The 17,668-nt window shown below is 71.0% G+C and carries 16 protein-coding genes; 12 read left to right on the top strand and 4 right to left on the bottom strand.

Annotated features, from left to right (window positions below; all coding sequences use genetic code 11):
* Nucleotides 1–3: 3 nt before the first annotated feature.
* From AXK60_RS10940 to AXK60_RS10950, 3 genes are read right to left on the bottom strand one after another with little or no spacing between them, the layout of a single operon-like run.
* Complete coding sequence (locus tag AXK60_RS10940; RefSeq protein WP_068571164.1) at nt 4–1,182, bottom strand: DUF7373 family lipoprotein; 1,179 nt, start codon at nt 1,180–1,182, stop codon at nt 4–6.
* Nucleotides 1,179–2,318, bottom strand: coding sequence for a DUF7373 family lipoprotein (locus AXK60_RS10945; protein WP_139057888.1), 1,140 nt, complete (start codon nt 2,316–2,318; stop codon nt 1,179–1,181). Before AXK60_RS10945 ends, AXK60_RS10940 begins: the two co-directional genes overlap by 4 nt.
* 23 nt (nt 2,319–2,341) lie before the next feature.
* Nucleotides 2,342–3,508: a DUF7373 family lipoprotein gene (locus AXK60_RS10950; RefSeq protein ID WP_139057889.1), complete on the bottom strand. Its 1,167-nt coding sequence runs from the start codon at nt 3,506–3,508 to the stop codon at nt 2,342–2,344.
* 75 nt (nt 3,509–3,583) lie between these two features.
* Between AXK60_RS10950 and AXK60_RS10955 the strand changes: the two genes are divergently transcribed.
* Genes AXK60_RS10955 through AXK60_RS10980 form a run of 6 tightly spaced genes read left to right on the top strand, consistent with a single transcriptional unit; the run spans nt 3,584 to nt 10,462 of the window.
* Entirely contained in the window at nt 3,584–4,996 is a 1,413-nt protein-coding gene (locus tag AXK60_RS10955) for a M20/M25/M40 family metallo-hydrolase (RefSeq protein WP_068571167.1), read from the top strand.
* Nucleotides 4,993–6,207 carry a molybdopterin molybdotransferase MoeA gene (locus AXK60_RS10960; protein ID WP_068571168.1) on the top strand — a complete coding sequence of 405 codons (1,215 nt, stop codon included), beginning with the start codon at nt 4,993–4,995 and terminating at the stop codon, nt 6,205–6,207. Before AXK60_RS10955 ends, AXK60_RS10960 begins: the two co-directional genes overlap by 4 nt.
* A 9-nt stretch (nt 6,208–6,216) precedes the next feature.
* The gene (locus AXK60_RS10965) at nt 6,217–6,525 is read left to right on the top strand and encodes a GlsB/YeaQ/YmgE family stress response membrane protein (RefSeq protein WP_068571169.1); all 309 of its coding nucleotides are present in this window, start codon (nt 6,217–6,219) and stop codon (nt 6,523–6,525) included.
* 59 nt (nt 6,526–6,584) lie between these two features.
* Entirely contained in the window at nt 6,585–7,319 is a 735-nt protein-coding gene (locus tag AXK60_RS10970; protein WP_068571170.1) for a phosphatidylserine decarboxylase, read from the top strand.
* 38 nt (nt 7,320–7,357) lie between these two features.
* Nucleotides 7,358–8,224, top strand: a complete 867-nt coding sequence (locus AXK60_RS10975) for a CDP-alcohol phosphatidyltransferase family protein (protein ID WP_068571494.1) — start codon at nt 7,358–7,360, stop codon at nt 8,222–8,224.
* Nucleotides 8,225–8,263: 39 nt separating this feature from the next.
* Nucleotides 8,264–10,462: an AAA family ATPase gene (locus AXK60_RS10980; RefSeq protein WP_068571171.1), complete on the top strand. Its 2,199-nt coding sequence runs from the start codon at nt 8,264–8,266 to the stop codon at nt 10,460–10,462.
* Nucleotides 10,463–10,590: 128 nt separating this feature from the next.
* Here the strand turns inward: AXK60_RS10980 and AXK60_RS10985 are convergent, their stop codons facing one another.
* Nucleotides 10,591–11,037 carry a hypothetical protein gene (locus AXK60_RS10985; RefSeq protein WP_139057890.1) on the bottom strand — a complete coding sequence of 149 codons (447 nt, stop codon included), beginning with the start codon at nt 11,035–11,037 and terminating at the stop codon, nt 10,591–10,593.
* Nucleotides 11,038–11,118: 81 nt separating this feature from the next.
* Here AXK60_RS10985 and AXK60_RS10990 point away from each other — a divergent pair, with 81 nt between their 5' ends.
* Genes AXK60_RS10990 through mnhG form a run of 6 tightly spaced genes read left to right on the top strand, consistent with a single transcriptional unit; the run spans nt 11,119 to nt 17,658 of the window.
* On the top strand, nt 11,119–14,016 hold the full coding sequence (locus tag AXK60_RS10990; RefSeq protein ID WP_068571173.1) for a Na+/H+ antiporter subunit A: 2,898 nt from the start codon (nt 11,119–11,121) through the stop codon (nt 14,014–14,016).
* Nucleotides 14,013–14,594 carry a Na(+)/H(+) antiporter subunit C gene (locus AXK60_RS10995; protein WP_068571174.1) on the top strand — a complete coding sequence of 194 codons (582 nt, stop codon included), beginning with the start codon at nt 14,013–14,015 and terminating at the stop codon, nt 14,592–14,594. Before AXK60_RS10990 ends, AXK60_RS10995 begins: the two co-directional genes overlap by 4 nt.
* A complete protein-coding gene (locus tag AXK60_RS11000; protein WP_082777962.1) occupies nt 14,591–16,318 on the top strand; it encodes a Na+/H+ antiporter subunit D in 1,728 nt (575 codons plus the stop codon). The genes AXK60_RS10995 and AXK60_RS11000 overlap by 4 nt, the downstream gene beginning before the upstream one ends.
* On the top strand, nt 16,311–17,009 hold the full coding sequence (locus AXK60_RS11005) for a Na+/H+ antiporter subunit E (RefSeq protein ID WP_068571175.1): 699 nt from the start codon (nt 16,311–16,313) through the stop codon (nt 17,007–17,009). Before AXK60_RS11000 ends, AXK60_RS11005 begins: the two co-directional genes overlap by 8 nt.
* Complete coding sequence (locus tag AXK60_RS11010; RefSeq protein ID WP_068571176.1) at nt 17,006–17,329, top strand: monovalent cation/H+ antiporter complex subunit F; 324 nt, start codon at nt 17,006–17,008, stop codon at nt 17,327–17,329. Before AXK60_RS11005 ends, AXK60_RS11010 begins: the two co-directional genes overlap by 4 nt.
* The gene (gene mnhG / locus AXK60_RS11015) at nt 17,326–17,658 is read left to right on the top strand and encodes a monovalent cation/H(+) antiporter subunit G (RefSeq protein WP_068571177.1); all 333 of its coding nucleotides are present in this window, start codon (nt 17,326–17,328) and stop codon (nt 17,656–17,658) included. The genes AXK60_RS11010 and mnhG overlap by 4 nt, the downstream gene beginning before the upstream one ends.
* The last annotated feature ends 10 nt before the right edge of the window (nt 17,659–17,668 follow it).

Below are 17,668 nucleotides of genomic sequence, written 5' to 3' on the forward strand. Positions count from 1 at the left end.
GCCTCACTTCACGTCCCGCAGGATCAGGTACTCGGCGCCGATGCGTTGGACGACCTGTTGCTGCTGCCCCGCAGCGACTTCGACGACGAATCGGCCCGCCGTGGCGATGCACCAGTTGGTGGTGATGGAGCTGCCCGGGTACATCGGCAGCACCATGCACACCACGCCCGGGATGTTCTTCGCGGCGATGGGCGTGTTCGTCGAGTAGAAGCTCCGGACGTCGTCGACGAAGGACTTCTGCATCCGGACCGCCGCTGCCGCGTCCTTCGCGCGGTAGACGGTGCTGTTGCCGACGCCGACCGCGTCGACGCCGGCATCGTCGAAGGCCTTCTTGGCACTGGTGACGTCGAGCTGGTTCTGCAGGGCCACCGTGATCGGCAGTGTTCCTGTGCGCGTGGGGTCCTCGGTGCTCGGCGGGAGCGTGTACTTCGCGACACCGGAGTCGTCGACGGGGAGCGTGGTGAGCTTGTCGACGGGGGTGGGCGTGAAGCCGTCGAGGCCCTTGGTCTGCTCGTCGAAGTACCTCTGGATCTGCACCGGCGAGAAGGAGCCGTAGCTGAAGATCACGAACTGCTTGTACGCGAGGAACGCCACGTTCGGAGTGCCGGTCTTGAACGCCTGCGAGTACGCGATCGCCTTGTCGTAACCGGGAATCGATATCGTCTTCTTCTCCGGAGTCTCCGCGTCCGCATCGGGCTCGCGGCCCCGCAGGCCGACGGTGACGGCGGCCGCCGCTCGAGCCGGCGACGGCATGCGCAGCACCCCGACCGTGATACCGCGGGACTTCGTGGTCGAGGAGCTGCGGACACCGGGCTTCTGATCGCTCGCGCCGATGAAGAAACCCACCTCGTGATCGCGGAAGGCGTCCGCACCGAGCTGCCCGATCATGAACTTCACGCTGCGCTGCCCGGTGTTGAGCCGCCCCGTCTCCACCTGGCTGCTGTAGCGGATCGCGGGGTCGATGTCGAAGACGAGCGGCGACGTCGCCGCCATCCGACGTCCCTCGAGCACGAGACCCAGTGCGGTGTCGGCCGTCCCGACATCCCGGGGCTCGATGCGGTTGGAGCCGTACTCCGGCTTCGGGACCGCAGAGGGGTCGACGACGGCGGTGCCGGGCACCGTCGTCGAGCAGGCTGCGAGGAGAGCCACCGAGGCGACCACCAGTGCCGCGCGGGTCTTCACTTCGCCCCCTGCAGGACGAGGTACGACGCGCCGACGGCCTGTTTGGTCTTCTCGAGCTGGGTGCCGGAGACCTCGACGAGATACCGACCGACCGGGGCGACGCAGTAGCTCCGGGAATCCTTGGACCCCTTGTACGGCGGATAGGTCAGGCACTGACCGCCCGGCACGCCCTTGACCGTGGAGGCCGTGTTGCCGGCGTAGAAGCCCTTGAGTTCCGCGACGAACGCGTCCGCGAGCAGCCGAGCACCGGCCGCATCCTTGGCGCGGTACACCGTGTTGCCCGCGCGGGCGACGACATCGACACCGGCGTCCGCGAAGTTCTTCACCGATCCGGTGATGTCCGACTGGTTGACCACCGCGGTCCGCGCCGGCAGCACGACGTCACGGTTGCCCTCGCCCGCCAGGGTGTACTTCAACAGGTCGTCCCGATCCTTGGTGAGGGTGCTGAACCTGTCGACAGGAGTCGGCGTGAAGCCGCCCAGCGCCTTGGTCTGCAGGTCGAAGAACTTCTTCACCGCGTCCGCGGTCATGGTGGTGTAGGTGAACAGTACGTACCGATCGCTCGCGAGCACCGCCACGATCGACACCGTCTTGGTCGACGGCCAGGTCATCCGGTAGGCCTTCGCGGCCGAGTAGCCCGGGATCGCGACCTGTTCCTTCGCCGGCTCCGAGGTGCTGAACTGAGGCTTCTCGGCCGCCAGGATCGCCGGGTCGGACACCGCCGCCGTCGCGGCGGCAGCGTCCTTCATCCGGGCGAAGCCCATGAGCAGCGATGTGCCCGGGGTGTCGAAGGTCGAGACGCCGGGTTTGGTCGACTGCGCCGACGAGTACGCGCCGACCTCCATGTCCTTGAGCGCACTGCCCACGCCCTCACCGAACGACAGTCCGAGACTGGGCTTTCCGACCGATATCGATCCGTTGTACCGCTGCGAGGGATCGACATCGGGCGGCATGGGGATGATCTCCGCCATGCGATAGCCCTCGGCAGCACGTGCCTGCGAGTCCGTGAGCGAGCCGACGGTGCGCGGGGCCGTCGGGAACGAGCCGACGTCCGGCTTCGGCACCGCCGACGGGTCCGCGACCGGAGTACCCGCGATCGTGGACGAGCAGGATGCGAGGAGAAGCGCCGTACCCACGACGGCCAGTGCCGCGCGGACTCTCACTTCACGCCCTGCAGGATCAGGTACGACGCGCCGATGGCCTGGTTCGCGCGCGTCTGCTGCGTATCGGAGACCTCCGCCAGGTAGCGCCCGACCGGCGCGACGCAGTACGTACGGGTGTCTTTGGATCCGGAGTACGAGGGATAGGTCAGGCAGCGCCCGCCCGGCACCCCCTTCGGCTTAGACTCGGTCGACCCGGCGTAGAAGGTCCGCGTCTCGGTGATGAACCGATCCGCGAGCAGCGAGGCACCGGCTGCGTCCCGCGCACGATAGACGTTGTTCCCGGCGCGGGCGATGTAGTCGACGCCGGCGTCGGCGAAATCCTTGACGGCAGCAGTGATATCGCTCTGCATGGGCGTCATCGTCCGGGCGTTCAGCGTGGCCTGGTAGATGGTCGGGGTCGATTCCGCGAGGGTGTACGTGAGCAGATCGTCGTGGTCGCGCGTCAGGGTGGAGAACTTGTCCACCGGCGTCGGCGTGAAGTCCTTCAACGCCGGGATCTGCAGGTCGAAGAACTTCTTGACCCAGTCGAGCGAGCCCGTCGTCCAGCCGGCGAGGACGTACCGCCCGCTCGCGAGCAGTCCGACGGTGCTGGTCGAGTACGTGGTCGTCTTCGTGTACGCCTTCGCATCCGCGTATCCCGGGACGGTCACGGGCACCTTCGGTGTCGGCGTGGAACCCGCGAAACCCTTGTCGTCGGCGAAGACGGCCGGATTGCCGACCGCCGCGCGCGCCGCGGCCTCGTCCTTGAACCGGAACACGCCCGTGATCAGGTCCTTACCGGAATCGGTCGACTTCGAGCCCGGCGCCTTGTCGCCGGCCGACGTGTACGCCCCCACTTCCAGGCCCTCGAGCGCCGTGCCGACCCCGTCACCGATGGCTGACCCGATGGAGCTCGAGATCCGACCGAAGCCCGGCCTCCCCGGGTACCGGACCGAGCCGTCGATCTGGGTGGCGAGCGGGATGATCTCCATCATCCGGAACCCCTCCGCGGCGGCCTGCACCTTCTCCGTCATCGGTTCGACGGTCCGCGGAGCTGTCGCGTACGAGCCCGTGTCCGGCCTCGGCATCCCCGACGGATCGGCCTCGGGTGTGCCCGCCACCGTTGTGGAACAGCCCGCGAGCAGCAGCGCTGCCCCCACCGCTGCGATCGACTTTCGCACCATGGATTCCTCCTCCAGAGTCATCTCAGTGAACCACGGGACGCCTATCGGCTCTCTGCGCCGCGCTATCGTGAACCGATGACCGACAGCAGCCTGCGGCGCACCGTCGAATCCCTGATGGACCGGGCCCGCTCGGACCTCGCCGAGTTGGTGGCGCACCCGTCGGTGCACGACTCCCCCGAGTTCGGCCCGGAGCCCAACGCGGCCTCCGCGGAGTGGGTCGCGAAGGCCTTCACCGAGGCGGGCATCGGGAACGTCGAGCGGATCACGACCTCCGACGGGTCCATCGCGATCGTCGGGCACGCACCGGCACCCGAGGGCGCGCCGACGGTGCTGCTCTACAGCCACCACGACGTCCAGCCGCCCGGCCCGAGCGAGGCCTGGGAGTCCGACCCGTTCACTCTGACCACCCGGCCGGGCCCGGACGGCACGGACCGCTGGTACGGCCGCGGCGCCGCGGACTGCAAGGGCAACCTCGTGGCGCACCTGACAGCGCTGCGCGCGGTCCGCGGGGAGGACGGGACCTTCCCTGTGGGCGTGCGCATCGTCATCGAGGGTTCCGAGGAGGGCGGCGGCGTGGGCCTGGAGGACCTCGTCGCGCAGCGTCCCGAGCTCGCGCAGGCCGACCTCATCGTCATCGGCGACACCGGCAACGTCGCGGTCGGCCGGCCGACGCTGACCACCTCGCTACGCGGCGCTGCGAACGTCCGCGTCGAGGTCAGCACCGGCACCTCGGACCTGCACTCCGGCGCCTTCGGCGGCGCCGCACCCGACGCACTCGCCGCCCTCATCGCCCTCCTCGCGACCCTGCGGGACGGCTTCGGCAACACCACGATCGACGGGCTCGACAGCTCGGCCCGCTGGGCCGGAGAGCCCTACGATCCGGCGCAGTTCGCCACCGACGCCGCGATCTACGACGATGCCGCGATCCTCGGCTCCGGGACCATCGCCGACCAGCTGTGGGCGCGCCCCGCGCTCACCGTCATCGGCCTGGACGCCCCCGCTACGGCCACGGCCGCCGCCGCGATCCAGCCCCGCGCCGCCGCCCTGCTCAACCTGCGCGTACCCCCGGGCACCGACCCGCACGCCGCCACCGAGCTGCTCCTAGCGCACCTGCGCACCAACGCGCCGTGGGGCGCGCACGTCGACGCGCACATCGAGGCCGTCGGCGAGCCCTTCGCCGCGGAGACCACCGGTCCCGCCTACGCAGTCCTCCGCGAGGCCCTCGCCGAGGCGTACGACGGTGCCGAGGTCGCCTTCAGCGGCCAGGGCGGGTCGATCCCGCTGTGCACGCAGCTGCGGAAGGCCGCACCGCAGGCGGAGATCGCGCTGCTCGGCGTCGAGGAGCCGCAGTGCCGCATCCACGCCCCCAACGAGTCCGTCGACCCCGGTGAACTGCGGCGCACCGCGCTCGCCGAGGCACTACTGCTCACCCGGCTCGCGCCGGCACGGTCGGAGGCCCCGGCACCGTCGAACGCGCCGAGCGCATGAGGTCGGTGGACGAGCACCGGGCCGCGGTCGCCGCACTGATCCCGGCACCGCGGACCGTCGACCTGCGACCCGGGCTGCGTCCCGACCTGGTCCTGGCCCGCGACGTCCTCGCGCCGATCTCCCTGCCGCCCTTCACCAACTCGGCGATGGACGGCTACGCGGTCCGCGCCGCCGACGCCCCGGCGGGCGCGGTGCTGCCCGTCGCCTTCGACATCCCCGCCGGCCGCACCGACGTGCCCGCGCTCCCGCCCGGGGCGGCGTGCCGCATCATGACCGGCGCTCCCCTGCCCGACGGTGCCGACGCCATCGTCCCCGTCGAGCAGACCGACGGCGGCACCTCGACCGTGCGGATCGACCTCGCACCCGAGCCGGGGCGGTTCTTCCGCGCCGCGGGCAGCGACATCGAAGCCGGGGAGGTGGCGCTGCGCGCCGGGGAGCGGGTGAGCGCGCCCGCCGTCGGCCTCGCGGCGGCGCTGGGGCTCACCGCACTGCCGGTGCTCGAGCCGCTGCGCGTCGCCGTGCTGTCCACCGGGTCCGAGCTGGTCCGCCCGGGGACGCCCCTTCTCCCGGGGCAGATCTACGAGTCGAACGCCGAGATGCTGGCCGCCGCGCTGACCGAGTCGGGCGGGGTCACGGTCGAGGTGCTGCACCTCGTCGAGGACTCGGTGGACTCGCTCCTGGCGCGGCTCGCCGAGCGCGTCACGGCGGGCGGGATCGACCTCGTCATCACCACGGGCGGCGTCAGCGCCGGGGCGTACGAGGTGGTCAAGGACGCCCTCGCGGACCGCGGCGTCGAGTTCGCCAAGGTCGCCATGCAGCCGGGCATGCCGCAGGGGTGCGGCACCGTCGACCTGGGCGGGGCGCGCGTGCCCTTCGTGACCTTCCCCGGGAACCCCGTCAGCGCCCTCGTCTCGTTCGAGGTCTTCCTGCGCCCGGCCCTGCGGGCAGCGATGGGCCTGCCGGACCGTCCCCGACGGTCCGCGCGGCTCGCCGAGCCGGTGGACTCGATCCCCGGGAAGCGCCAGTACCTGCGCGGACGCCTGACCAAGGAGCACGACGGTACCGATTCGGTCTCGGTGCTGGGCGGACCGGGTTCGCACTACCTACGATGGCTTGCACAGGCGGATTGTCTGCTGGACGTTCCGCCCGAGGTCGAGCACCTGGCCGAGGGCGCGACGGTGGACGTCGTTGACCTGAACGGCACTCACTAGGAGGCACACATGATCACCCAGTACGCCGACACGCTTCTCGCCGAACCGTTCACGCCCGACAAGGTCGGATGGATCGGGTGGATCATCATCGGCGGCCTCGCCGGCTGGATCGCCAGCAAGTTCATGGGCACCGACAAGCAGATGGGTTTCATCCTCAACGTCGTGGTCGGCATCATCGGCGGCCTCCTCGGCGGCTTCATCCTCACCAAGCTCGGGATCGACGTGAAGGGCGGGGGGTACTGGTTCACGTTCTTCACCGCGATCGCGGGCGCCTGCATCCTCCTCTTCATCGTGAAGCTGGTCACCGGACGCAAGTGATCGCACCGTCGGGTGCGAGAATGTCACCCGACATGAGCACTGAACTGAAGGGACGTTAGGTGGCGCGCCGACCTCGCACGCCGGTCGACGGGCATCTGACCGAGCACTCCACCGGTATCGAGCACATCGCCGAGCTGATCCGGCACACCGTCCCGCCGCTGCACCCCGCGGGCACCCCGTTCATCGCGGGGTCCCTCGGGGTGGCGGCGGTCGGCTACCGCAAGGGCTGGATCCGCGTGCCCGCGCTGCTCACCGCCGCCGCGTGCGCCGCCTTCTTCCGGCACCCGCCCCGCGTGACGCCCACACTGGAGGGCGTCGCGGTCGCCCCCGCGGACGGCGAGGTCACCCTCGTGGACGAGCACGTCCCCCCGCGCGAGCTGGGCCTGGGCGATCAGCCGCTGCCCCGCGTCTCGATCTTCCTGTCGGTCTTCGACGCGCACGTGCAGCGCTCCCCGCTGGCCGGCGTGGTCGACTCCGTGGTGCACACCGACGGCAAGTTCCTCTCCGCCGACCTCCCCGAGGCCAGCGACGCCAACGAGCGCACGACGGTGCGCCTGGCCACCGAATACGGTCCCGTCGGCGTCGTGCAGATCGCGGGCCTCGTGGCGCGCCGCATCCGCACCGACTGCGCGCCGGGCGACCAGCTGGAACTCGGCGAGACCTACGGCATCATCCGGTTCGGCTCGCGGGTGGACACCTACTTCCCCGCCGGCACCGAGCTCGCCGTCTACAGCGGACAGCGCGCCGTAGCGGCTGAGACCGTGATAGCGCACCTCCCGGTCGCGCAGCCGTGAGTCCGGCCCGTCAGGAGCAGCCGCGCCCCGTCGGGATCATGATCCTGCCGTCGGTGCTGACCGTGGCAGCGCTGTGCGCCGGCCTGACCGGCGTGCGGTTCGCCGCGGCCGGCAAGGTCGACCTGGCGATCATGCTGGTCGTGGTCGCGGCGATCCTCGACGGCCTCGACGGCCGGGTCGCCCGCCTGCTGGGCGCCGCCACCAAGATCGGCGCCGAGCTCGACTCGCTGGCCGACGCGATCAACTTCGGCGTGACGCCCGCTCTGATCCTGTACTTCGTCGTGTTCCCGGGTTCGCCGGTGGGCTGGATCGTCGCGCTGTTGTTCGCGGTCGCGATGGTGCTCCGGCTCGCCCGGTTCAACACCCTCGCCGCCGACCCCACGGCCCCCGCGTACACCAAGGACTTCTTCGTCGGCGTGCCCGCGCCCGCCGGCGCGCTGCTCGTGCTGGCCCCGCTGGCCGCGCAACAGGAATGGGGCAAGGGGTGGTGGGTCAGCACACCCGCCGTCGCGATCTGGACGCTCCTGGTCGCCGCGCTCACCGTCTCACGGATCCCCACCTCCAGCTTCAAGACCATGACCGTCGAGCCCGCGAAGGCCGCCGGCGTGCTCGTGGTGGTCGCGGGCCTGGTCGCGCTGATGCTCACCTACCCGTACATCGCGCTGCTCGTGGTGATCGCGATCTACCTGCTGCACATCCCCTTCGCGTGGCGCTCGAAGCGGTGGGTCGTCGCCCGGCCCGAGGCCTGGGACAGCAAGCCCGCCGAACGCCGCCAGATGCGTCGGCAGATGCGCCACCCGGACCGCCGGCCGCTGCGCCCCAAGCGCCGCGCCGCGACCATCCGCCGCGGGAGCGGACGGTCCGCCGCCCGCCTCGGCCTGCGCCGACCGGGCCGCGACGACTGATACCGCCACGGGTCGGGTCCGCTGGCTAATCTGGACGTCGTGCCGAACCTGTCGCTCACCGTCCGTCTGCAGACCTCGGCCCTCGAGGCGCGGCGGGGCATCGTCCGGATCCATCCGGAGGCGCTCGCTGCCCTCGGCCTGCGCGAATGGGACGGCATCGAACTGCTCGGCGCGCGCCGCACCGCGGCGGTCGTGGCGGCGGCACCGTCGGGCAGCGCCCCCGGGGTCGCGCTCCTGGACGAGCTGACGATCGCCAACTGCGGTCTCCGCGAGGACGCGACGGTCGTGATCACGCCGGCCGTCGTCTACGGCGCGAAGCGGGTCCTCCTGCGCGGCAGCGCCCTCACCCGCAACGCCCTCGACGGTGCCGCCCTCCGGCAGGCCCTCCTCGGCAAGGTGATGATGCCCGGCGACAGCGTGTCGCTGCTCCCGCGCGACCTCGGGCCCGGCACGTCGAACGCCGAGGCCACCCAGCAGCTCGCGCGGCTGGTCGGGATCACGTGGACGAACGAGCTGCTCACGGTCGTGTCCGTCGATCCCGCACCCGGGCCGGTGTCGGTGCAGCCGAACTCCGCCGTGCTGTGGGCGGACGAGCAGGCTCCTGCGGCACCGTCGGAGATCGTGACGCTCGCGGAGGAGGCGCCCGAGGCCGAAGCGCCCGCGGTGCGACCCGTCGCGGACCTCGTCGGCGCGGACACCGCGGTCAAGCGCCTCACCGAGTGGCTGTCGCTGGCGCTCGACGAGCCGGAGCTGCTCGAGAAGCTGGGCGCACCCGCGCGGCTCGGGGTGCTCGTCACCGGGCCCACGGGCGGCGGCAAGGCGACCGTGGCACGAGCCGTCGTGGCGCCGCGCCCCCTCGTCGAGCTCGACGGTGCCTTCACCGGCGCGCTGGAGCCGCAGGCGCGGCTCCAGCGGGTGCGGGACGCCGTCGCGCAGGTCCGGGCCGCGGTCGACGGATCCGGGGCGGCGCTGCTGGTCCGCGACGTCGAGGCCCTGCTCCCCGCGGCGCGCGAGCCGGTCGGGGCGTTGATCCTCGACGAACTGCGTCGCGCCGTCGCCACGCCGCGGGTCGCGCTCATCGCGACCACCTCCGCGCCCGGCGACCTCGACTCGCGACTGCGGGAGCCGGACCTCGCGGACCGGACGGTCGCCGTCGACCTCCCGGACGTGGGGCAGCGGGAGAAGCTGCTCGAGCTGCTGCTGCGGGAGGCGCCGACCGTCGGCCTCGACCCGCACGAGGTGGCGCTGCGCGCACCCGGGTTCGTGGCCGCCGACCTGGCGGCGCTGTGCCGGGAAGGTGCGCTGCGTGCGGCCGCGCGGGTGCTGAACGACAGTGCGGATCACTCCCTTTCCATCACCCAACCCGACCTGCTCGGCGCGCTGTCGGTGATCCGGCCGGTGTCGCGGTCGGCGACCGAGGAGGTGTCGGTCGGGTCGATCACCCTGGACGACGTGGGCGACATGGTCGAGACGAAGCAGGCCCTCACCGAGACCGTGCTGTGGCCGCTGCGCCACCCGGACACCTTCGCGCGCCTCGGCGTCGAGCCGCCGCGCGGCGTGCTGCTCTACGGTCCGCCCGGCTGCGGCAAGACCTTCGTGGTCCGCGCGCTCGCCGCGTCGGGCCAACTGTCGGTGCACGCGGTCAAGGGCGCCGAGCTCATGAACAAGTGGGTCGGCGAATCGGAGAAGGCCGTCCGCGACCTGTTCGCCCGGGCACGGGGCAGCGCACCGTCGTTGATCTTCCTGGACGAGGTCGACGCGCTCGCCCCGCGCCGCGGGCAGTCGTCGGATTCCGGGGTGGGCGACAAGGTCGTCGCCGCGCTGCTCACCGAGCTCGACGGTGCCGAGCCCCTCCGCGACGTGGTGGTGCTGGGCGCGACGAACCGGCCGGACCTGATCGACCCGGCGCTGCTGCGACCGGGCCGGCTGGAGCGACTGATCTTCGTGCCGCCGCCGGACGCCGAGGCCCGCGCGGAGATCCTGCGGACCGGCTCGCGGTCGATACCGCTGGCCGACGACGTGGACCTTCCGGCGCTCGCCGAGCGGCTCGACGGCTACTCGGCCGCGGACTGCACCGCACTGCTGCGCGAGGCCGCACTGACCGCGATGCGCCGGGATCTGGACACGGCCACCGTCACCGCCGCGGACGTCGAGGCGGCACGCCGGGCCGTCCGCCCGTCCTTGGACCCGGACCAGGTCGCGGACCTGCAGGCGTACGCGGACCGTCGGACCTCGTAGCCGCCGGTCGGCGGTGCCGGGCCGGCGGGAACGGCGGACCGACGAGGGCGGCGATCGCTGCAGGGTGGCATGGTCGATCGCGAGTCACGCGGAACCGCGACCGCCCAGCGAACTGCCCCGACCCAGGTCTACGCCTTGCTGACGGCGTAGAACACGGCGTCCGGAACGGCGCCGGCCTGGACGGAGCTCACGGTGACGATGTAGCCCTTGCCCGAGAACTGCGCCGACCGCGACGCTCCGCCCGCACCGCCGTCACCGAGGGCGGTGTAGCCGGCGGCGACGAGCTTCTTCTTCGCCTCGTCGTACCCCTCGGGCTTGGCCTGAACCGTCACGTTGAAGACGGTCACGCCGCCCTGGGAGCGCTCGCCCGCGTCGATGAGGTTCCCGTCGACCAGCGGCACATCACCCTTGGGGAAGGTGGCCGGGAGGGTCACCGTGGCGGTGGGCGCGTCCTTGGTGTCGCCCTTGCACGCGGCGGTGCCCAGGAGCAGCCCGGCGACCGCCAGAAGTGACGCGACGGCCGGCCCGACGCGCCGACGCGCAGACCCGAACGAAGTGGTCGGACGATCCGTCATCTGGTCCATGCAGCTCCCGAGATCCCTCACCGGTAGAATCAACAAAGAACGACACCCCGCTCACCAAGGACGGAGTGCCCATTGCTTGTCATTCTCATCTGTTTATCATTGGCGACCTTAGCCGCACCGGTCGCGGTCGGCCGTTTCGGCGCGCGCGCCTTCCTCGGGCTCGCGGTGGTCCCGGCCGCGGCTTTGGCGTGGGTCATCACCGTGTGGCCGGTCTCCGGCGAACCCGCACGGACCGAGTCCCTGCAGTGGGTCCCCGCGCTGCACATGAACCTCGAGCTGCGGCTCACCGAGCTCGGCGCGATCATGTCGGTCCTGGTCCTCGGGATCGGCGCGGTCATCCTGGTCTACTGCGCGGGTTATTTCACCGGAGTCTCGAACACCCGCAAGCTACCCACCTTCGCAGCCGAACTGGTCGCCTTCATGGCCGTCATGTTCGGCCTCGTCGTCAGCGACAACATGCTGGCGATGTACGTCTTCTGGGAGCTCACCTCGGTGCTCAGCTTCCTGCTCGTCGGGTACTACGCCGAGCGCGCCACCAGCCGCCGCGCGGCCACCCAGGCGCTGCTGGTCACCACGCTCGGCGGCCTCGCGATGCTGGTCGGCATCGTCGAGCTGGGCGAGCACTACGGCACGTACCTGTTCTCCGAGATCATCGCCCGCGCGATGGCCGACCCGGCGACCATCTCCCTCGGCGTCGAGGTGGGCGTCGTGCTGATCCTGATCGGCGCGATCAGCAAGTCCGCGATCGTCCCGTTCCACTTCTGGCTCCCCGGCGCCATGGCGGCGCCCACGCCGGTCTCGGGGTACCTGCACGCCGCCGCAATGGTCAAGGCGGGCATCTACCTCGTCGCGCTGCTGGCTCCGGCCTTCTCCCACCTGAACGCCTGGCGGGTGATCGTGCTGGGCCTGGGCATTCTGACGATGATCCTGGCGGGCTGGCGCGCGCTGCGCGAGTTCGACCTCAAACTCATCCTGGCCTTCGGCACCGTCAGCCAGCTCGGCATGCTCATGGTGCTGGTCGGCACCGGCGAACGGAACGTCGCGCTCGCGGGGATGACGATGCTCACCGCGCACGCCCTGTTCAAGGCGACGCTCTTCATGGTGGTCGGCATCATCGACCACGCCACCGGCACACGCGACATCCGGCGGCTGGCGATGCTCGGCGACAAGCAGAAGGTACTCGCGGTGATCGCCGCCCTGGCCGCCGCGTCGATGGCGGGCATCCCGCCGCTGTACGGCTTCGTCGGCAAGGAGGCGGCGCTCGAGACGATGCTGCATGCCTCCCTGCCGTCGCCGATCCCGGTGGTGCTGCTCGTCGGCCTGTGCGCCGGCTCGGCGCTGACGGTGGCCTACAGCATCCGGTTCCTCTGGGGCGCCTTCGGCCGCAAGGGCCAGGCCAAGCCGACCAGCGCCGTCGAGAACATGCACGCGATCAGCCCGCTGTTCCTGGCCGGGCCCGCGCTGCTCGCGGTCCTCAGCCTGGTCGACGGTGTCCTCTCACCGTGGCTCGACCACGTGCTGGCCGAGTACCCCGATCAGTACTTCCCGCCCGCGGACGACCCGTACCACCTCGCGCTGTGGCACGGCTTCACGCTCCCGCTGCTGCTGACGGTGCTGATCATCGGGACCGGCATCGTCATCGCCCAGCCGCACAGCCCGTTCTCCCGGCTGCGGCGGCGAAACAGCGTGCTCCTGGGCAACGCCGACCGGCTCTACGACGCCACCCTGCGCGGCGCCGACGTGCTGTCGCTGCGCATGACCCAGAGCACGCAGCGCGGTTCGCTGCCGCTCACCCAGGGAACGATCCTGCTGACGCTGGTGCTGCTACCGGTCCTGGTGCTGACCTTCGGGACCCGGGCGCGGCCCGACCTGCGGGTCGAGGCCTCGCCGCTGTTCCTCGCGATCTCGGTGCTGATGTGCGCCGCCGCGCTGACGGCCGTGCTGCTGCGCAACCGCCTGGCGACGGTGCTCGTCGTGGGCGTGACGGGCTACGGCACGGGCGTGATCTTCGCGATCTACGGCGCACCCGACCTGGCGTTGACGCAGTTCCTGGTCGAGACGCTGACCCTGGTGATCTTCGTCCTGGTGCTGCGCAAGCTGCCCGCCGAGGCGCCGATCACCGGCAGCCGACCGTCGCGGGTGGCGCGGGCGCTGCTCGGCGTGGCCGTCGCTGCGATGGTCGTCGTGGTCGCGATCGCGGCCCGCGCCGCGCGTGTCGCGGCCCCCGTCGCGGACCGTCTGCCCGAGCAGGCCTACAAGTTCGGCTACGGGCACAACACCGTCAACGTCATCCTGGTGGACATCCGCGCCTGGGACACCTTCGGCGAGATCTCGGTGCTGCTGGTCGCGGCGACGGGCGTCGCCTCGCTCGTCTTCCGGAACCGCCGGTTCGGCTCCGCGCCGCGGGTCAGCGCCGCGGCGGCGGCCGCGGCCGCCGCCGCACCGGGCACCACCTGGCTTCGCGGCTCCGCGCTCCGCGACCCGCGGCACCGCTCGCTGGTCCTGGAGATCACCTCGCGCCTGGCCTTCCCCACGATCATGGTGGTCTCGGTCTACTTCTTCTTCGCCGGCCACAACGCGCCGGGCGGCGGCTTCGCCGGCGGCCTCACCGCCGGCCTCGCGCTGGTTCTGCGCTACCTCGCGGGCGGCCGGTACGAGATCGGGGAGGCCCTCCCGCTCGACGCGGGCCGCATCCTCGGCACCGGCCTGCTGCTCGCCGCGGGCGGCACCATCGTCTCGCTGCTCGCGGGCGCCCCGGCGATGTCGTCGGTCGCCTTCGAGTTCACCCTGCCGGTCTTCGGTGACGTCAAGGTGGTGACAGCGCTGATCTTCGACGCCGGCGTGTATCTCATCGTCGTGGGCCTGGTCCTCGACGTGCTGCGCAGTCTCGGCGCACGACTCGACCTGGAGGGATCCCCCGCCGACATGACCTCGCCCCTGCCCGTCCAGACGGGGGGTGGCGCACGGTGATCGTCGACATCGGACTCTTCGCCGCCATCGCGGTCATGGTCGCCACCGGCGTGTACCTGCTGCTCGACCGCAGCCTGACCCGCATGCTCATGGGCATCATCTTGTTCGGCAACGCGGTGAATCTGCTGCTGCTCGCGCTGTCGTCCCCGCCCGGGAACCCGCCCATCGTCGGGTACTTCTCTTCAGGGCGGCTCACGGAGGCGGACCCGCTGGCGCAGGCGATGATCCTCACCGCCATCGTCATCACGATGGGCATGGCGGCGTTCATCCTCGCCCTCGCCTACCGCTCCTTCACCATCAACACCGACGACGAGGTCGACGACGACCCCGAGGACACGAAGGTGCTCGAGCGCGACGTGGACATCGCCGCCGACGACCCCGACTACGACGCCTCGGACGACCCGATCACGGGCGCACCGTCGGCCCTGGGCGACGCCTACGGCCCCGACGGTGAGCTGCTGTCGGCCGAGGAACTCAAGCAGGCCCGCGTCGACGTGGTCGACACGGGCGCGCTGCCCCTGCCCAGCGTGCCGCGCGAGAAGCAGTTGCCGCCCGCTGAGAAGGAGGACGAGCGATGACCGAATCGTTGATGCTCGCCCTCATCCCGCTGCCGACGGTGCTGCCGATCGTGGCGGCCGCCATCACCATGGTGATGGGCCGGCACCCCCGGCTGCAGCGCCTGATCTCGCTGTTCTCGCTCACCGCCATCGTCGCGGTGGCCGCGGCGATGCTCTACTACACCGACCGGCACGGCACCGTCGCTCTGCACGTCGGCGGGTGGGGCGATCGTGACGGCAAGGGCGGGCCGCTGGGCATCACGCTGGTGGCGGATCAGCTGGCGGCGCTCATGTTGCTGGTCTCGGCGATCGTGCTGCTGGGCGTCCTCGTCTACTCGGTCGGCCAGGGTATCCGCGACGGCGATGAGCACCAGCCCGTCTCGATCTTCTACCCCACCTACCTGATCCTCGCGGCGGGCGTGTGCAACGCCTTCCTCGCGGGCGACCTGTTCAACCTGTTCGTCTCCTTCGAAATGCTGCTCGCCGCGAGCTTCGTCCTGTTGACGGTGGGCGGCAGCGCCGACCGCATCCGGGCGGGCGTCTCGTACGTGATGGTCTCGATGGTCTCGTCGGTGGTCTTCCTGCTGGGCATCGCCTACGCCTACTTCGCGACGGGCACGCTGAACCTGGCGGACATGGCGATCAAGCTGCAGGACCTGCCATCCGGAACCCGGACCACGCTGTTCGCGGTGCTGCTCGTGGCCTTCGGGATCAAGGCGGCCGTCTTCCCGCTGTCGACGTGGCTGCCCGACTCCTATCCGACGGCGCCGGCGCCGGTCACCGCGGTCTTCGCGGGATTGCTGACCAAGGTCGGCGTCTACGCGATCATCCGGGCGCACACGCTGCTCTTCCCGGGCGGCTCGCTCGACACCGTGCTGATGATCGCGGGCCTGCTCACGATGATCGTCGGCATCCTCGGCGCCATCGCACAGACCGACATCAAGCGCCTGCTCTCGTTCACCCTGGTGAGCCACATCGGCTACATGATCTTCGGCATCGCGCTCTCGACGCCGTTGGGCCTGAGCTCGACGATCTACTACGTGGTGCACCACATCCTGGTGCAGACGACGCTGTTCCTGGTGGTGGGGCTCATCGAACGGCAGGCGGGCGCGGCCTCGCTGCGCCGCCTCGGCGGGCTCGCCGCGGCCAGCCCGGTGCTCGCGATCCTGTTCTTCCTCCCCGCGCTGAACCTCGGCGGCATCCCGCCCTTCTCGGGGTTCATCGGCAAGGTGGGCCTGATCGAGGCCGGCGTGCAGCAGGGTTCGGTCGTGGCGTGGCTGCTGGTGGCGGGCAGCGTGATCACCAGCCTGCTGACGCTGTACGCGGTGATCCGCGTGTGGACGAAGGCCTTCTGGCGCGCCCGCGCCGACGCCCCCGAGGGGCAGCTGGCCGGCGCTCATCCGGAGGCCCTCCTCGACGACGCCGACGTGATCGAGTTCGCCGACCGCGAGGATCCGGGTCGGATGCCGATGAGCATGGTCGCGCCCACAGCGGGCCTGCTCGGCGTCGGGCTCATCCTCGCGCTCCTCGCGGGACCGATGTTCAGCGTCACCGACCGCGCCGCGGCACAGCTGATCGGCCGCGCCGACTACATCGAGGCGGTGCTCGGCCCGGAGTCCCTCGGGAAGCTCAAGACACCCGACGGTGACGGCGGCTGGCACGCGTACCAGCCGCTGGCCGACGCACCGGGCGATGCGCCCGGCACCGGCGCATCGCAGAACCGCGAGGGAGGCGCGCATGGCTAAGCGACTCGTGAACCGCGTCCTGCCCGATCTGCGCGACGGCCGCGCCGTCCTCGTCAAGCTCGGGCAACTGCTCTGGCTGGACGCCGTGTGGGTGATGCTGTGGGGCAGCGTGACCTGGGGCAACATCGCGGGCGGCCTGCTCGTGGGGCTCGCGATCCTCCTGCTCCTGCCGCTGCCCCCGGTCCCCGTCGAGGGCCGCGTGCACCTCGGGGCACTGCTCAAGCTGATCGGCGTCTTCATCGTGGAGATGTTCCGCTCGTCGATCGAGGTGGCCTGGCTGGCGATCCGGCCCGGGTCGATGCCGCTGAGCGCGGTCCTTCGGGCGAAGGTCTCGATCAAGTCCGACCTGGTGCTCACGCTGCTGGTCGACATGATGAACCTGATCCCGGGCACCATGGTGCTCGACATCGACACCAAACGGCGCCTGCTCTACGTGCATGTGGTCGACGTGAGCAGCGAGAAGGCGGTGCGGCAGTTCTACCGCAGCACCGCTCGCCTCGAGCGCCTGTTCATCAACGCCTTCGAGCGCGACAACGAGTGGCACGCCAGCCCGATGCACGGCATCGACGACGACGAGTACCACCACGTCACCCCGGGCTCGCGCAGTCTGGCCGGCGACGCCCGGCGGATGGCCGCGCCCGAGATCGCCTACCGCAGGACGCAGCAGCCCGAGGGAGAGGAGAAGGCATGACCGTCGTCTTCGTCATCACCGGCGTGATCCTGATGATCGCCGCCTTCCTCACCGCCTACCGCCTGCTGCGCGGCCCGAACACGCTGGACCGGGTCGTCGCCGTCGACGCACTGGTCGCCATCGCCGTCGGCGGGCTCGCGGTGTGGGCGGCGTACAGTCGCAACTCGTCGGTCATCCCCGGCATCGTGGCGCTCTCGCTCGTCGGCTTCGTCGGCTCGGTCTCGGTGGTGCGGTTCCGGGTGCCCGACGATGCCGGTACGGCCCCGTCGCCGCCCGACGAGACGCCGGACATCGCGCCGCGGACGGGAGGACTGCGATGATCGTCGACGTCGTCTCCTCGATCCTGTTCCTGACGGGTGCCGTCTTCGCGGTGACCGCCGCGATCGGCATCATCCGGTTCCCGGACACGCTGACCCGCATGCACGCGGCCACGAAACCGCAGACGCTCGGCCTGCTCCTCCTGCTCGCAGGCGCGATCGTCCGGATGACGGACTCCGTCGACGTCTGGATGCTGGTGCTCGTGGGCCTGTTCACGATGATCACCGCGCCGGCCGTCGCGCACCGTGTGGGCCGGGTGGCCTACCAGGAGCAGCGCCTGCGGGACAGCACCATCGCCAAGGACGACATGGAGACCGGCGCCCGGGACTGAGTCTGGGCCC

This window comes from Tsukamurella pseudospumae (assembly GCF_001575195.1).
GTDB lineage: Bacteria > Actinomycetota > Actinomycetes > Mycobacteriales > Mycobacteriaceae > Tsukamurella > Tsukamurella pseudospumae.

Bases quoted from the DNA above. Each gene is read 5' to 3' on its own strand.
- mnhG (WP_068571177.1), top strand. From the start codon at position 17,326: ATGATCGTCGACGTCGTCTCCTCGATCCTGTTCCTGACGGGTGCCGTC.
- AXK60_RS11000 (WP_082777962.1), top strand. From the start codon at position 14,591: ATGACCGAATCGTTGATGCTCGCCCTCATCCCGCTGCCGACGGTGCTG.
- AXK60_RS11010 (WP_068571176.1), top strand. From the start codon at position 17,006: ATGACCGTCGTCTTCGTCATCACCGGCGTGATCCTGATGATCGCCGCC.
- AXK60_RS10965 (WP_068571169.1), top strand. From the start codon at position 6,217: ATGATCACCCAGTACGCCGACACGCTTCTCGCCGAACCGTTCACGCCC.
- AXK60_RS10975 (WP_068571494.1), top strand. From the start codon at position 7,358: ATGATCCTGCCGTCGGTGCTGACCGTGGCAGCGCTGTGCGCCGGCCTG.
- AXK60_RS10960 (WP_068571168.1), top strand. From the start codon at position 4,993: ATGAGGTCGGTGGACGAGCACCGGGCCGCGGTCGCCGCACTGATCCCG.
- AXK60_RS10985 (WP_139057890.1), bottom strand. From the start codon at position 11,037: ATGACGGATCGTCCGACCACTTCGTTCGGGTCTGCGCGTCGGCGCGTC.
- AXK60_RS11005 (WP_068571175.1), top strand. From the start codon at position 16,311: ATGGCTAAGCGACTCGTGAACCGCGTCCTGCCCGATCTGCGCGACGGC.
- AXK60_RS10950 (WP_139057889.1), bottom strand. From the start codon at position 3,508: ATGGTGCGAAAGTCGATCGCAGCGGTGGGGGCAGCGCTGCTGCTCGCG.
- AXK60_RS10955 (WP_068571167.1), top strand. From the start codon at position 3,584: ATGACCGACAGCAGCCTGCGGCGCACCGTCGAATCCCTGATGGACCGG.